The sequence below is a fragment of the Acinetobacter sp. P8-3-8 genome (genome assembly GCF_000214135.1).
In the GTDB taxonomy this organism is placed as follows: Bacteria; Pseudomonadota; Gammaproteobacteria; order Pseudomonadales; family Moraxellaceae; genus Acinetobacter.
Genome location: NZ_AFIE01000021.1, coordinates 39,221 through 52,314 on the forward strand (window position 1 = coordinate 39,221; position 13,094 = coordinate 52,314).

At 38.1% G+C, this 13,094-nt stretch carries 20 protein-coding genes, 1 tRNA gene and 1 pseudogene; 1 reads left to right on the forward strand and 21 read right to left on the reverse strand.

Going from position 1 to position 13,094, the window contains the following annotated elements; translation table 11 throughout:
- Positions 1–184 precede the first annotated feature (184 nt).
- From GGG_RS0110400 to GGG_RS0110430, 7 genes are all read right to left on the reverse strand, one after another.
- A complete protein-coding gene (locus GGG_RS0110400) occupies positions 185–796 on the reverse strand; it encodes a septal ring lytic transglycosylase RlpA family protein (RefSeq protein ID WP_010114683.1) in 612 nt (203 codons plus the stop codon).
- A 285-nt stretch (positions 797–1,081) separates the two neighbouring features.
- Complete coding sequence (gene mltB / locus GGG_RS0110405; protein WP_010114685.1) at positions 1,082–2,083, reverse strand: lytic murein transglycosylase B; 1,002 nt, start codon at positions 2,081–2,083, stop codon at positions 1,082–1,084.
- Between the two features lie 31 nt (positions 2,084–2,114).
- Positions 2,115–3,257: a rod shape-determining protein RodA gene (rodA, locus tag GGG_RS0110410; protein WP_010114687.1), complete on the reverse strand. Its 1,143-nt coding sequence runs from the start codon at positions 3,255–3,257 to the stop codon at positions 2,115–2,117.
- Between the two features lie 356 nt (positions 3,258–3,613).
- Positions 3,614–4,264 (reverse strand): hypothetical protein, encoded by a 651-nt coding sequence (locus tag GGG_RS0110415; protein ID WP_010114689.1) that lies wholly within the window; start codon positions 4,262–4,264, stop codon positions 3,614–3,616.
- Between the two features lie 16 nt (positions 4,265–4,280).
- Positions 4,281–5,099 (reverse strand): NADPH-dependent 7-cyano-7-deazaguanine reductase QueF, encoded by an 819-nt coding sequence (gene queF / locus GGG_RS0110420; protein WP_010114690.1) that lies wholly within the window; start codon positions 5,097–5,099, stop codon positions 4,281–4,283.
- Complete coding sequence (locus GGG_RS0110425) at positions 5,099–5,872, reverse strand: ABC transporter permease (RefSeq protein ID WP_010114691.1); 774 nt, start codon at positions 5,870–5,872, stop codon at positions 5,099–5,101. The genes queF and GGG_RS0110425 overlap by 1 nt, the downstream gene beginning before the upstream one ends.
- A complete protein-coding gene (locus GGG_RS0110430) occupies positions 5,872–6,804 on the reverse strand; it encodes an ABC transporter ATP-binding protein (protein ID WP_010114692.1) in 933 nt (310 codons plus the stop codon). The genes GGG_RS0110425 and GGG_RS0110430 overlap by 1 nt, the downstream gene beginning before the upstream one ends.
- Before the next feature lie 187 nt (positions 6,805–6,991).
- Between GGG_RS0110430 and GGG_RS0110435 the strand changes: the two genes are divergently transcribed.
- Positions 6,992–7,067: transfer RNA gene (locus tag GGG_RS0110435), tRNA-Arg, on the forward strand.
- Between the two features lie 92 nt (positions 7,068–7,159).
- Here GGG_RS0110435 and GGG_RS0110440 read toward each other — a convergent pair.
- The 14 genes and pseudogenes from GGG_RS0110440 to GGG_RS0110505 form a co-directional block, all read right to left on the reverse strand.
- Positions 7,160–7,426 carry a hypothetical protein gene (locus GGG_RS0110440; RefSeq protein WP_010114693.1) on the reverse strand — a complete coding sequence of 89 codons (267 nt, stop codon included), beginning with the start codon at positions 7,424–7,426 and terminating at the stop codon, positions 7,160–7,162.
- Positions 7,426–7,701, reverse strand: a complete 276-nt coding sequence (locus tag GGG_RS0110445) for a hypothetical protein (RefSeq protein WP_010114695.1) — start codon at positions 7,699–7,701, stop codon at positions 7,426–7,428. The genes GGG_RS0110440 and GGG_RS0110445 overlap by 1 nt, the downstream gene beginning before the upstream one ends.
- Positions 7,685–8,209, reverse strand: a complete 525-nt coding sequence (locus tag GGG_RS0110450; protein WP_010114697.1) for a YopX family protein — start codon at positions 8,207–8,209, stop codon at positions 7,685–7,687. Before GGG_RS0110450 ends, GGG_RS0110445 begins: the two co-directional genes overlap by 17 nt.
- The gene (locus GGG_RS0110455) at positions 8,209–8,553 is read right to left on the reverse strand and encodes a hypothetical protein (RefSeq protein WP_010114698.1); all 345 of its coding nucleotides are present in this window, start codon (positions 8,551–8,553) and stop codon (positions 8,209–8,211) included. The genes GGG_RS0110450 and GGG_RS0110455 overlap by 1 nt, the downstream gene beginning before the upstream one ends.
- Positions 8,553–9,143 carry an HNH endonuclease signature motif containing protein gene (locus GGG_RS0110460; RefSeq protein ID WP_010114699.1) on the reverse strand — a complete coding sequence of 197 codons (591 nt, stop codon included), beginning with the start codon at positions 9,141–9,143 and terminating at the stop codon, positions 8,553–8,555. Before GGG_RS0110460 ends, GGG_RS0110455 begins: the two co-directional genes overlap by 1 nt.
- A 1-nt stretch (position 9,144) precedes the next feature.
- The gene (locus tag GGG_RS0110465; RefSeq protein ID WP_010114700.1) at positions 9,145–9,390 is read right to left on the reverse strand and encodes a hypothetical protein; all 246 of its coding nucleotides are present in this window, start codon (positions 9,388–9,390) and stop codon (positions 9,145–9,147) included.
- Entirely contained in the window at positions 9,387–9,656 is a 270-nt protein-coding gene (locus GGG_RS0110470; protein ID WP_010114701.1) for a hypothetical protein, read from the reverse strand. Before GGG_RS0110470 ends, GGG_RS0110465 begins: the two co-directional genes overlap by 4 nt.
- Before the next feature lie 49 nt (positions 9,657–9,705).
- A complete protein-coding gene (locus GGG_RS0110475; protein ID WP_010114703.1) occupies positions 9,706–10,323 on the reverse strand; it encodes a lambda exonuclease family protein in 618 nt (205 codons plus the stop codon).
- Positions 10,301–11,113, reverse strand: a complete 813-nt coding sequence (gene bet, locus GGG_RS0110480; RefSeq protein WP_264650125.1) for a phage recombination protein Bet — start codon at positions 11,111–11,113, stop codon at positions 10,301–10,303. Before bet ends, GGG_RS0110475 begins: the two co-directional genes overlap by 23 nt.
- A 61-nt stretch (positions 11,114–11,174) precedes the next feature.
- Positions 11,175–11,396: pseudogene (locus tag GGG_RS0110485) on the reverse strand (hypothetical protein); the annotation flags it as partial.
- A gap of 29 nt (positions 11,397–11,425) precedes the next feature.
- Positions 11,426–11,821, reverse strand: a complete 396-nt coding sequence (locus GGG_RS0110490) for a hypothetical protein (protein WP_010114707.1) — start codon at positions 11,819–11,821, stop codon at positions 11,426–11,428.
- On the reverse strand, positions 11,818–12,387 hold the full coding sequence (locus tag GGG_RS0110495) for an Nmad5 family putative nucleotide modification protein (RefSeq protein WP_010114708.1): 570 nt from the start codon (positions 12,385–12,387) through the stop codon (positions 11,818–11,820). The genes GGG_RS0110490 and GGG_RS0110495 overlap by 4 nt, the downstream gene beginning before the upstream one ends.
- Entirely contained in the window at positions 12,384–12,584 is a 201-nt protein-coding gene (locus GGG_RS0110500) for a hypothetical protein (RefSeq protein ID WP_010114709.1), read from the reverse strand. Before GGG_RS0110500 ends, GGG_RS0110495 begins: the two co-directional genes overlap by 4 nt.
- A gap of 55 nt (positions 12,585–12,639) precedes the next feature.
- A complete protein-coding gene (locus tag GGG_RS0110505) occupies positions 12,640–12,837 on the reverse strand; it encodes a hypothetical protein (RefSeq protein WP_010114710.1) in 198 nt (65 codons plus the stop codon).
- Between the last annotated feature and the right edge of the window lie 257 nt (positions 12,838–13,094).

Genomic DNA, 13,094 nt, shown 5'->3' on the forward strand with positions numbered 1-13,094 from the left:
CAGAGATCATTATTGTTGTATAGAAGCAAATTTAGCTTTAAATCATAGGAGTGTATAGAAATTCCAATAAAGTGCGATTTGAATCGCACTATTGCTGAATGGAGAGAGGCATAATCAAAAGCCTTGTACATTCAGACATTAAAAAAGCCACTTAAAGTGGCTTCGTTAAATGCATGCAGTGAATTTACGAGTTTGGACCGTCCACGCGTTCAATGCTTACGCGTCCCGTTCCTGAATTTGTAATACCTAAACGCTTAGCAGCGCCGTATGAAAGGTCAAGTACACGGTTACCATGGAAAGGACCACGATCGTTTACTTTTACAACCACACTCTTACCATTGTCTTTATTCGTTACACGGATATAACAGTTCAATGGAAGGCTACGATGAGCAGCTGTCAATTCATTCATATCGAATGTTTCACCACTTGCAGTCTTACGACCGTGGAATTGACGACCATACCAAGACGCAACGCCTGTTTGGCTGAATTTGCGAACTGTATTTGAAGCTACTTCGTTTAGTTTATCAATTACTGAAGGCTCATCTTCAGGAACTTGAATCTTAGCTGCAATTGTTTCACGGCGAATTTTATCGCCAGAACGTTCAGTAATTGACAAACTGTTAAGGTTTGAGAAATGTGAATTAAAATTCGTTGAGTCTTTGCTTACTACACGAGAAGCTAAGCTCGAACTATCTGAATCATTGTTTAAGTATGATGACTGAACCATTTCTGAGTTCACTTGCGTCATACTTAAACCCATGGTCAGGGCTATCATATATTTGAGTGAAGCATGCATCGTTTAACTCCTTGGAACCTCTGATTTAACTTTCTAAGTCGCTGAAAATTAACCTATAGAGGTCTGTAAATTCACTTGTGCAACTGCATTTAACGGAAGGATAATATTCAAGCGATAACAAATGTGTCTAGTGTTATTTGTAAAACAGTTACAAAAAGGACAAATTCTTACAGAAATTGATCAAAAAATAACCAAAAGTGTAACAATTTATTTAATTTGTAGAAAATGCGATCAAATTAACAAAATAATTTCTTGACTTTTCTTGTATTTAAGAAATTGCAAGCCTTATCGACTTACAATTTCAGTGCCTAAAAGCCATAAAGCTGTAGCATACATACGGCTTTTATTATAGGTCGTGATCACTTGAAAGTTTGGATAAGTGATGTAGTAAATTGGGCCATAATTATCTTGCAATTGAATGACATTGACTAAATCTAAGTCATCAATTTTGACAATAGGATTAAGTGGAGCAATCCCTAAATTTTTAATAGAACCATAAGGCACAGGTTGAGTTAAATCTTTAGCAATGATTGCATCAGGATTATTCCCTGTATAACGTGCAAGGAAGCCGATCGGTTGATTTCTTTGCCAACCATGCTGTGCTAAATAGTTTGCAATTGAACCAATGGCATCTACGGCTGAATTTCTGAGATCAATATGACCATTTCCATCATAGTCCACCCCAAATTTAGAGATATTACTCGGCATAAATTGAGGGTAACCAACAGCGCCTGCATAAGAACCAACAATTGAGTTGGTTGGAACATCATCTTTATATGACCAAGCAATCAATGCACCGAGCTCATCTTGGAAATATTGTGCACGACGAGGGTAACCGAAGCCAAGTGTGGCTAAAGCATCACGAGTGATAAATGAGCCCTTATTTGAGCCGTAGCCTGTTTCTACTCCTAAAATCCCTAGAATGATCGCCTGAGGCACACCAAATTGCTGTTCAGCACGATTTAACGTATCTGCATACTGGTTTCTAAAGCGCACACCACGTTGAATCGTACCTTCAGAAAGGAAATTGGTTTTATATTCATACCACGGCTTACTTTCACCTGGTCGATTCATAATATTGATAATATTGGGCAGATTTCTTGAACCATTCATTGCCCAATCGATTTGCTCACCACTCAAACCATAAGTTTGCATGGTTTTTGCTTTAAAATTGTTATAGTCAGGATGACTTGCAAACTCATTGGCTTGGCAGAAACTGGTAATCGAAAATGCAGCTGCACAAAAAGACAAATTTCTTACTTTTTGTAAAAGCCCAAAATTAAACATAGGTTATATTTCCTAATTATTTATGATGAAATTAACGATGTGTATGAATTGACATTACAATGCCAAAAGTGGCCATTAAAGTAATAATTGCAGTCCCTCCATAACTCATAAAGGGTAATGGCACACCGACTATAGGTAAAATACCACTGACCATGCCTGCATTTACAAATACATAAACAAAAAATGACAATCCAAACGTGCCTGCGACCAAACGGCCGAAATTATGAAAGCAACTTAAACTGATTTGGAATGTTCTGAAGATAATTGCAAAATAGATCACAATCAATAAGATAATACCAATTAACCCGAATTCTTCTGAAAAAGCTGCAATAATAAAGTCGGTATGACCTTCAGGTAAAAAGTGTAAGTGCGATTGTGTACCTGCTAAGTAACCTTTGCCCATAAAACCACCGGAGCCAATTGCAGTTTCGGACTGGATAATATTCCAACCTGTACCCAAAGCATCTGCTGCTGGATTAATTAAAGTCAATACACGCTGTCTTTGATAATCATGCAGCAAAAATTGCCATGCGATAGGAATAAAAGCGGCTGCTGCACTGATTGCAACTAAAATCATTTTCCAAGAAAGACCACTTAGAAATAGCACAAAAATACCACTGGCTAAAATAAGTAACGATGTTCCAAGATCGGGTTGTTCTGCGATGAGAATAAAAGGAATACCGATCATGATTAAAGACAGGAAAACGTTCTTAAAGCTTGGTGGTAGCGGATTACGAGATAAAAACCAAGCAATCATGAGCGGCATTGCAATTTTCATAAACTCACTGGGTTGTACACTGCCTGCACCGGGAATATCAATCCAGCGCTGTGCACCCATGCGAACTTCACCAAAAAGTTTAACTGCGACTAAGCAGGCGACACTAAACAGATAAAAATAAGGCGCAAAAGCTTGATAGACCTTAGGTGGAATCTGAGCTAAAGCAATCATGACCATAAGACCAATACCAAAACTCATGGCTTGTTTAGCGACGAGTCCAATACTTTCTTCAGATGCACTATATAAGACGGTTAAACCGAGCAAAGCATTTAAAATTAAGAAAAGCGTCAACCATGGGTCAATATGTATTTTTTGCCATCGGGAGGGATGTGATGTTGTACTTAAACCATCACGGGGTGCTTGACGTAAAAACTTATATTGTGAACTTGGAGCCATTGGACTATTTTAGTGCATGAAACGGTTTGCGAATGCTAACATAAGCCCTGTAGAAGGTAACGTCCGCCTAGTTTTGCGAGTATTTACAGTATTCAGATCAATCTTGAATTTATGTTTAAAAAATAGGCTAAAAAAGCACAATATTAAAATTGAATTAAGAAATGAAAGTTTGAGAATTTTGAATGTAATCCCTTTATAGAGTGATCACCTGATTGAGTGTTATTTATAGAAATCTTATCTATTTGAATTAAAAATCATTATTTTATATTTTTACTTTAATGCATTGCTAAATCAAAAAAAATACCCTTGGATTCAAGAGTATTTTTTCATTAAAAAATTCAATTAACTTTTAATGATCAATTAAAAAATAATGTACTGTGATATTCAGCGAGTGCTTTGATTTCTTCTTTATTTAAGTTTGGAATCAACTTATCAACCGCCATATGCACAGCTTTGGTTACTGCTGCTGCACCAATATCGGCTGCTTTACGCTTGATCATACCTAAATCAAGCGTTTTATTAAATTCACGCATGAAATGGTTAATGGATGCATCGGCGAATTGTTTGTATTGTTCAGACAAAACACCACGATTAATATCACCATTTTCTAGAATTTCGGCAAAGCTATGCTTCATATTGGTCACTAGATTCGCATTTAAACTAGCGCCAACACGTAATTGATCTTGTGGATCTCTAAATAAGCTACTTTCAGAAAAAGTAATAGACTGACGCACAACTTCATTGTCTGCTTTACTTAACAGTTGTTTAAGAAGCACGGCAACCGTCGATTTTACATATCCAGCAAGCTTTTCAGCAGTATCACGACGATCACTCGGTGGAAAGCGACGAACAAGCTCAATTAAGATCGCATCAATGATTTCATCATTAATTAATAAAGCAGTTTGATCGCGTAAAGGGTAAAGTGGTTCGTTGGAGTTTTTTTTCTCAATACCTGTCTGAATATTCCTTAATAGTTCTTCAGATGGTACAAAACCAAAAAAAGGCATGTCATCAACCTCAATGTTATTGTCGAGCCAAACGAATTGGGCTTGGCATCCATGTTTCATCTGATACACGACATGGATTAATGTCCAATCCTCCACGACGTGTATATGCAGCATATACCATCAGTTTTTCAGGTTGCAAATTTTGCCAAATATCGGCAAAGATTTGTTCTACACATTGTTCGTGGAAACCATTATGCTGACGATAAGAGATAATATAAGCTAAAACACTACGATAACAAGGTTTTTTGCCTTGATAACGGATGAAAACAGTGCCCCAATCGGGTTGTCCAGTGACAGGGCAATTACTTCTTAATAAATGTGAATAGAGTTGTATCTCAACATTTTCATCAGAAGCGCTTTGATCCAATGTTAAAAGTGATGCATCAGGATGATTGACTAAATGTTCAGGCTGTTGGTCATCAATACAAATGCCTTGAGGCTTGGCAATATCAAGCTCATCCGCTTGGAATAAGGTCAGTGTCACGTCAGCTTGAGCTGCTTGTGATAAATCTTTTTCCACTGTTGCAATAAAGGCTTCTTTTGAGTCAAATTCAGTAAAGTTCATACTATTAAAGTAGAGTTTTAAAGATTTAGACTCAATCAAATTCGGTGAGCTTGCTGGCAGGGTAATCCGACCAATCGCAACTTGTGGAATACCTTTGCGATTTAACCAAGAAATTTCGAAAACATGCCACCAATCCTTTCCTTTATAGATACCTTCAATATCGGCATATTGTTCACGTGCAGGCGCACGTGAAATAGGGAAAAGGATTTCAGGTTGATAAGTGGTTGGGTAATTGGTTTCTTTACCTAATAAAGAGTGTTCAACAGACATTATTCACGCATTCCTGAACCACGAGAAAGTAAATAGTAGGCAATGACATAAAGCACGCCACAGCAAAGTGTTACGACAATCAATGAAAGAGAAACATTTACATCGCTATGACCTAATATTCCGAAACGGAAAGCATTGACCATATATACAATCGGGTTAACTAAAGAGAGATTTTGCCAAAACGGACTTAAAGCACTAATAGAGTAAAATACACCACCTAAATAGGTGAGTGGTGTTAAAACAAAGGTTGGGATGATGGAAATATCATCAAACGATTTTGCATAAACCGCATTGATAAAACCACCCAATGAAAAAAGCAATGAAGTAATAATGACGGTATATATAGTCACGAAAATATTGTGAATCGCCAAATCTGTAAAGAACAGACTCATACCTGTCACAATTGCTCCGACTAAGACCCCACGACAAACTCCACCAATCACATAACCCCACAACACCATATGTAATGGAACAGGGCTCATGATCAGTTCTTCAATACTCTTTTGAAATTTTGCACTAAAGAAACTCGATGATACGTTTGCATAACTATTGGTAATAACAGCCATCATGATCAAACCGGGAACGATGAACTGCATATAGCTAAATCCATCCATTTGCCCAATACGAGAACCGACCAAATTTCCAAAAATCACAAAGTACAAACTCATAGTGATTGCAGGTGGTAATAAGGTTTGTGGCCAAATTCGCATAAAGCGACGTATTTCTTTATAAACAAGGGTATAAAGTGCAACTCGAAGTTGGGTAAAGTTCATTATTGCGCTCCTTCAAGATTTTTTTCGACCATTTTTACGAATAGTTCTTCAAGACGATTCGATTTATTACGCATACTGCGCACACGAATGCCTTGAGCTTCTAACAGTTGAAATAAATCATTTAAAGAATGTGCTTTATCCATTGTTACTTCTAAAGTCACAGGATCAATCAAGTTAAATTTCACACCAATGATGTCAACATGAATTGGTTCAATGGGATGTTCTAAATCAAAAATAAAGGATTCTTCACTTAATTGATTTAAGAATGCTTTCATCGAAGTATCTTCTTTAATGACACCACGATCGATGATGGCGATTTGACGGCACAACATTTCTGCTTCTTCAAGATAATGCGTGGTTAAAATGATTGAAGTACCTTTTTCATTCATTTCAGTCAAAAAGTCCCACATTGAGCGTCGTAATTCGATGTCAACGCCAGCGGTAGGTTCATCTAAAATCAGTAATTTAGGTTCATGCATCATGGCACGTGCAATCATTAAACGGCGTTTCATACCACCTGAAAGCATACGGCCTTGCGTATTACGTTTTTCCCATAAGCCTAGTTTTTCTAAATATTCTTCGGCGCGTTTTTCAGCAATTTTTTTGGGAATACCGTAATAACCCGCTTGAGTCACTAAAATGTCAAAAGTTTTTTCAAATTGACCAAAGTTAAACTCTTGGGGAACCACGCCTAAACATTGTTTTGCATGTGAAGGATGAGTATCGAGATTATTGCCGAAAATTTCGACTGTACCTGATGTTTTATGTGTCAAAGAGCTGATAATACTAATCGTTGTCGATTTACCTGCACCATTTGGCCCTAAAAGTGCATAAAATTCACCTTCAGGAACAGTTAAATTGATTCCTTTAAGTGCCTGAAATCCATTTCGATAAGTTTTCGATAAATCTCTTAACGTTAAAGCATCAGTCATGAAATTCTCACGTGGTTTGGGGAGTGTGTATTGTGAGCGATCTAACAAAATAAACCAAGCGTATTAGATGGAATTATCTGTTGCAAATTTGGAACGTTGTTCAAAGCATAAGCATCAATGCAATTCGATGTTTTATAAATGCTTTACCTGATACGATTTTTTGGTATGATGTGCCATCTCGATTTAAGCGCCCATAGCTTAACTGGATAGAGTGCAGGTTTCCGAAGCCTGTGGAGTGGGTTCGAGTCCCGCTGGGCGTACCATACCTATTAATAAAATCAATAACTTAATATGAGTTTGGCGTAAAATTGGCGTAATTCAATTTTTATCCACAGATATAAAATAGTAAACCCCGCTAAATTTTGCGGGGTCTGCCTGTAACTTTTTTTGTAGTTTCTGGTCGTTCTCTTAACCATTTAGATATAGATTCTAAATTCCATCTTCTACCTTTTGAATTTGTCATGATGTATCTTGGCGCTGGAAATCCTCCCAAGCAAATTACATGACTTTTAAAATGAACAAGTGAATAACTTAGAAAAGTTGCTGCTTGTTCATCTGTCAACCAAATATCAGAAGGTGGCAAAGCAACAACAAAATCACCAACATTCGCAATAGCAGTCATCAACCTTCCTCCTTTTCTTCTTTCAATCTTTTCACAATCGCTTGCTTGGCTTTTAAAAGAAATTCATCACGCTCATCATCTTCAAACTTTCCATCACCTTGCATTTCTTCTGAATAGAAAATGGTTTCTTGACCGCAATCAGGATAATCAACTCTAAATTCGCCATGTCTTAAGCGGAGATAGCCAACTTGTTTACCCTTATAGAAAGCATCGTATTGTTCAGGGCTTTCACCACAGGTTTTTACAAGGTCGATTTCTTCAGTTTGAATTGTCATGACTTTGCTCCTGTGCTTCGATCACTACAAAATCACGTTGAAGGTTCCAAAAGTCATAATTTCCTAAGTTCCCGGCTCGATTGGGGGTATCGCAATCAATCCATGGTAGAGAAAGCGTATACCCTGATTTCAATTTACGAACTATCATTTTGTCACCTTTGTTGACAATGTATTTAGATAATCCATAACCAGATAAATCAAGAAATTCCACACAACCTCCAACAAATTCAACAACATCACCAACAAAGATAATTCTCCCTTTTTTATCTGTTAAGCCAGTTGACTCAGTTTTCGGCACCAAAACAAACCCTTCAGGGGTGGCTTTCTCTTGCCACAACCTCCAACTAAAATTAATCCAACCAACAATATGATCTTCACTTGGATGCAAAACATCAGAAGCAAAGTATTCATTTTTCTCTGTGTCGAATATTGTTCCTACTCGCAAGTTATGAATTTTCATTTTTGTTAAAGATGCTTCAAAAGCTGCACGTTCTTTATTAATATCCATCACGCCACCTCGCTTTCATACTTATTTCGAGCGAAAATGGCATAGGCATCATCTTCACTAAAATTGATATCAATTAAGAAAAAGCCGTTTGGTGCAATCGGGTCCCACTTGGTGATATCACAATCATCCATCATGATTTCCCAATCATCAGAATTAACAAGGCTCTCCATCCAGAACATCACAGTGTCTACACCAAAGTGGCTTTTAAATTTTTCCCACTCTTCACGACTTACGTATTCTTTGTTTTCCAGATGCTCATTCATGTATTTTGAATAAACTGGATGTGTCCAAGTTCCCATTTCACTGCGCACAATTTCAGCTGGCTCTAGTTTGTTATCTTCCATCACGCCACCTTCAAGTTATGCGTTTTATTTTTGATCTTCGCCATCAAGACACAGGTTTCATTTGTTTCTGGTGTGGCAAGCTTTCGATAAGATTGATTTAAGCGAACAAGCTCAGCACGACTAACCAGCATCAGGTTTTCAAGTCGACAGTCTTGCTTGTTCATATTTTTGAAAACAAGAACATGGTTATCTGGTATTTTCCCGTGTTGTTGCTCCCAGATCTGCCGATGCTTTAACTCAAATACATTCGGTTCTGAAACTTTGATTTCGATATAACCATCAACCGTGATACGCTCATAGCCAACTGGTTTATGATTAGATGGTGTATGACCTTTTTTAAAGGATGTTGAGTTCGCACCCATATAACCCTTTAAGCCTTTATTCCAAGACTTTTGACCAGGTGAAAAGCATCCTGTTCGACCTGTTTTTAATTCCATGCGCAGGCATTTAGCCTTAATGCTATCTACTGAAAGCTTGTAGCCAAACTTTTCATTAAATTTACAGGTTAGTTCAGTACGTGGCGTTTCCTCATGCTGACGTAAAAACATCAGCATTTCTTCGGTGTACTTAATCGCAATACCTTTCGCCATATCAAACACTCACATTCATATCACCAACAGAAATCTGTGGTGCTTCTTGATTCGTGTTAAGCCCTTTGTATTGAGCCACCAGTTTTACCGCTTCCAGTTGAGTTTTGTGCGCATCCACAATCTGCTCACTCACTTGCGACATTGTTTGAGCACGCTTTACCTCTGAATCAAGAGTGTCTTTATCAGCCTTGGCTAAACGATCCAACTGATCAAACAGATGCTTGTTTAAATCTTTTAATGTGCTCATGCCGCCACCATCCTATAAATACGTCGAACCTCAATATTTAGGTCATCCATAAAACTGCGACCATCCCTTAACCACACCTTGAGCATTAACTCATAACGCTCTTGGGCTTCTTTATTCATCACGCCTTTATTACTGACGAATAATGATTTCTTGTTCTTTTTGCTAAGGTAAAAACCTTTTTCTGTACCTTTTACCGAAAACCCAGCATTGCAATTGAATACAATGAATTTTTCAGTGAGTGGTTCTGGTAAAATTCTGATTTCCATCACAACCACCACGCCATTTGCCAAAGTTGAAAGTAAAGTTTTAGGAGGGTCATGCTGCGAGCTCCTTTTGATTAAGCTGAATAAAGGCGCTATCAATTACCCGGTTAAAAGCAATAACTGAATTTTCAACACCTTGAATATCCAAATCTTTCGCATAAATACGCTTAATGAAAAGTTGTAAATGCTCAGGAAGTCGCGGATCGTAACTCACAAAATCACACCACTCACGACGAGTGCAGGCCAATTGCCAAGTGATTTGTGGGATATGTTCTTCTGGAACTTCTTGCATCAAAATCGTATTTAAATGCGTTGTGGTAGAAGGGCACTTAATCTCAAGTTGCCCATTTTTCCCAACCAATCCATCTGGACTGGCGCCACTCATTTTGATAGCAGGGTGATCGATTAAACCAACATCAGTGACAAATGATCCTGTTTCATTCTCATAAGCAATTACTGCAAATGGCTCTTGATCAATACCCCATTGCATCGGACCAGTGGTTTTGGTTTCTTCCTGAACACCTGTAAGGCGCTCAGAAAGAATAGTTAATGCTAGAGCGTTATAGCACTTGCCTTTAGATGGTTTTGCGCCCATGTCTTTGATGCGTGAAGCGGTAATTTTTCCGCATCGTTGAGCATGCCAATCATCATTCCGCTGGAGAGTGTTCATAAACTTCCCCTTGTGGTTGATCGGCTTTTTGCGCAGCAGCTTTTAATGATTCTTTATGCATGGTCCAGAAGTGCGAGCGACATTTGCCTTTAGGTAATTCTGCATAGCCAGTCTCAAGAGCTTCCATTCCCTCAAATGCCAATTCACGCATATTGTTTAAATGTGCTTCTTCAAACTCTTGATAACCATCAGGAATCAAATCACCCGTTTCACCCTGAACAGTTCGGACTGTGCCACCATCTTGAATTCGTTCTGCTTCGTCCTGGTCATAAATTCCAACAAAGCCAAAGGCTAGACGTGCACATTGAATAGTCGCCTTGTGTCGTAAAAAACGTGAAGGGTGTGACTGCCAAGGGCCAACCACATCGCCATATTTTCCTTTAAATGGTGGGCGGTAGCATTCAGCCAAATATTCACGCACTACAGTTGGTCGCTCACGATCCTTGCGGTAAATAATACAATCCACCCATTCAGGTGCAGCAACCTTTGCACCCTCCATGGTGACCATATTTTCAGAGTATTTAAATTCCAAACCATCAAAATTAGGGCTACTATTTACAATGCGCGACCATCCATCAACGCCAACAACAGGGATGATTCCTTTATTTTTATCAGGGAAGGCGTATATTTCCTTAGTCCAGGGATTAAGCTTATATTGGCCTGCAACGATCAACAAAGAAGCCATTTGAGCGTCTGAAATTTCTTTATCACCATTATTAAAAGCTGTAGCAATTAATGTATTTTTTAATTCAACTGGATCAACATTACCAAGGCCTAAAAGATCTGCCATTTGAGTGATTTGAGCCGTTACAATCGTGCTGTGCTGTATAGGTGCATTCATCTTCTAATCCTCAAAACTTGATTGATACGTGAGGCACTTCACCTTTGTGAATCGCCTGTAAAATTTGTTTGCCTAATTCTTCAGAAACACCAATGCTCGTAAGACCTTGGAGCGCCTCATTACAGATTTTCTTTTTGTGGGCCTTGTTGGCTTCACGCGCTTGCTGTTCTTTAAGCTCGGCATCCGCTTTTGCTTGAGCTTCTCGCTCGATGCGTAAACGCTCTGCTTCAATCACATTTTGTTCTAATATTTGTAATTCCATTATTCTTTTACTCCTTTTAATTCATTAACTTTTTCTTCTTCAAAATGCGCTTTGAGCATTTCGTTGAGTGTGTAAACTTGGCTATTTGTCAGTGCAAATCGAAGCCCTTGAACAGCTAGAATCTCGTCAAAATCCTCAACAATAGGGCGGTGCCAAGTAGCGACTTCAAGCAAGTCATAATTCACATCAACATCATTTTGCGGATCACTTGTAGTGTTCCAAGCCAGTGAGCTTGATGTTTGGTTTGCTTCAACCACAGCAGACACATAACAAGCGCTGTAGTTCGGTACAATCAACGAGAAATAAACTTTTGAGCCTTGGATAACAAACTCGTCAGCAACTACAAGTGTTTGGAAAGTAGGGGCTTCAGGAGCGTAGTTAGAAAGCATATTCATTGTTGTGGCTCCTTGACTTCCGAAACTGGCAAACCTAAAGCAGCATTCAATTTGTTAACTTGAACAGCAGGTAGGATCGCGATTGTTGGCTTTTCTTCAAATTTCTCTAAAAGTGATTTTGATTCAGGCCATACTTCCCATAGTTTTTTAAATGTATGAACACTTTCAAGAACTGGGTTAATTTCACGAGACATTTGCTTTCTTTTAATGTCAAAATCTTCGCAAACGTCAACAGCTTTTTGGTATTCAATCGCAATAGCTTCATCACCTACATATAGCTTTGCTTTGAAATAACTATTGTCATGTCTACAACCCACTAGCCGACTTTCACTCAATCGAATGCAGTGTGAACGACCAGCAATTGATATGTAGAAATATGATGATTTCTCAAGAAAACCCTTTGGAAGGCTCTCCATTGCAATAAGATGTGAACCATAAATGTCTTGATAGACTTTTTCACCAGCAATAATTTCTTGCTGTTTGGCATTTTTTTGTTTTGCATCAAATGCATGTGAAAGAATCGTTTCAAGCATTGCTTCACGTAAAGATTTAGTTAAGCGACTCATGATTTCACCCCTACTTTAGCTGTTGCACTTTGATAACCTGAGCAACTAAAAACACCGCCTGCAAGCATTGCCAAGAGAATCAATACTAGGATTGAAGGAATAGCCAAGCCTGAGCTTCTATACTGAATGGTATTTTCAGCCGTAGGAGGCTGATTTAAATATTGAGTCGTTTGACTTTTAAGATGTGTTTGTTTCATAATTCACCTGTTGTTTGGGAAAGCACACTGGTTTCGAGGTCGGTGTGCTTTTTTATTAAGAATTACTTTCAATTGCGGTTCTGAGTTGGCAAAAAAAACAATTACATTTTTCATCTTTTTCACCGTTTACCGCTTCGCCCATTTGCTGATTTAAGCCAGTACCTTCCAAAACGTATTTTTCCATTGCTTGAGCGTGTTCAACTTGACCGCCTGAAAGCTGAAGGAGTTGTAAGCGTAAATTTTGAATTTCCATTTTTGTCTCACTGAGAAGGTTTGTTTGTCTGTGAGATAAATATAACTACAGTTATTTTATTAGTCAACACTATAGTTATAAAAAATATTATTTTAATTATATTTTATGCTTTAATAGACAAAAGAAAACCCTGCATATAGCAGGGCGAGATAGGTCAAACTTAGTTATTACAGGTTATCCTTCATTAACCTTGGTGTTGATTATAAGTTTTAGGTGTTACAGGTAAATGAAAACCCACGCTGGGTGGGTTAGATGAA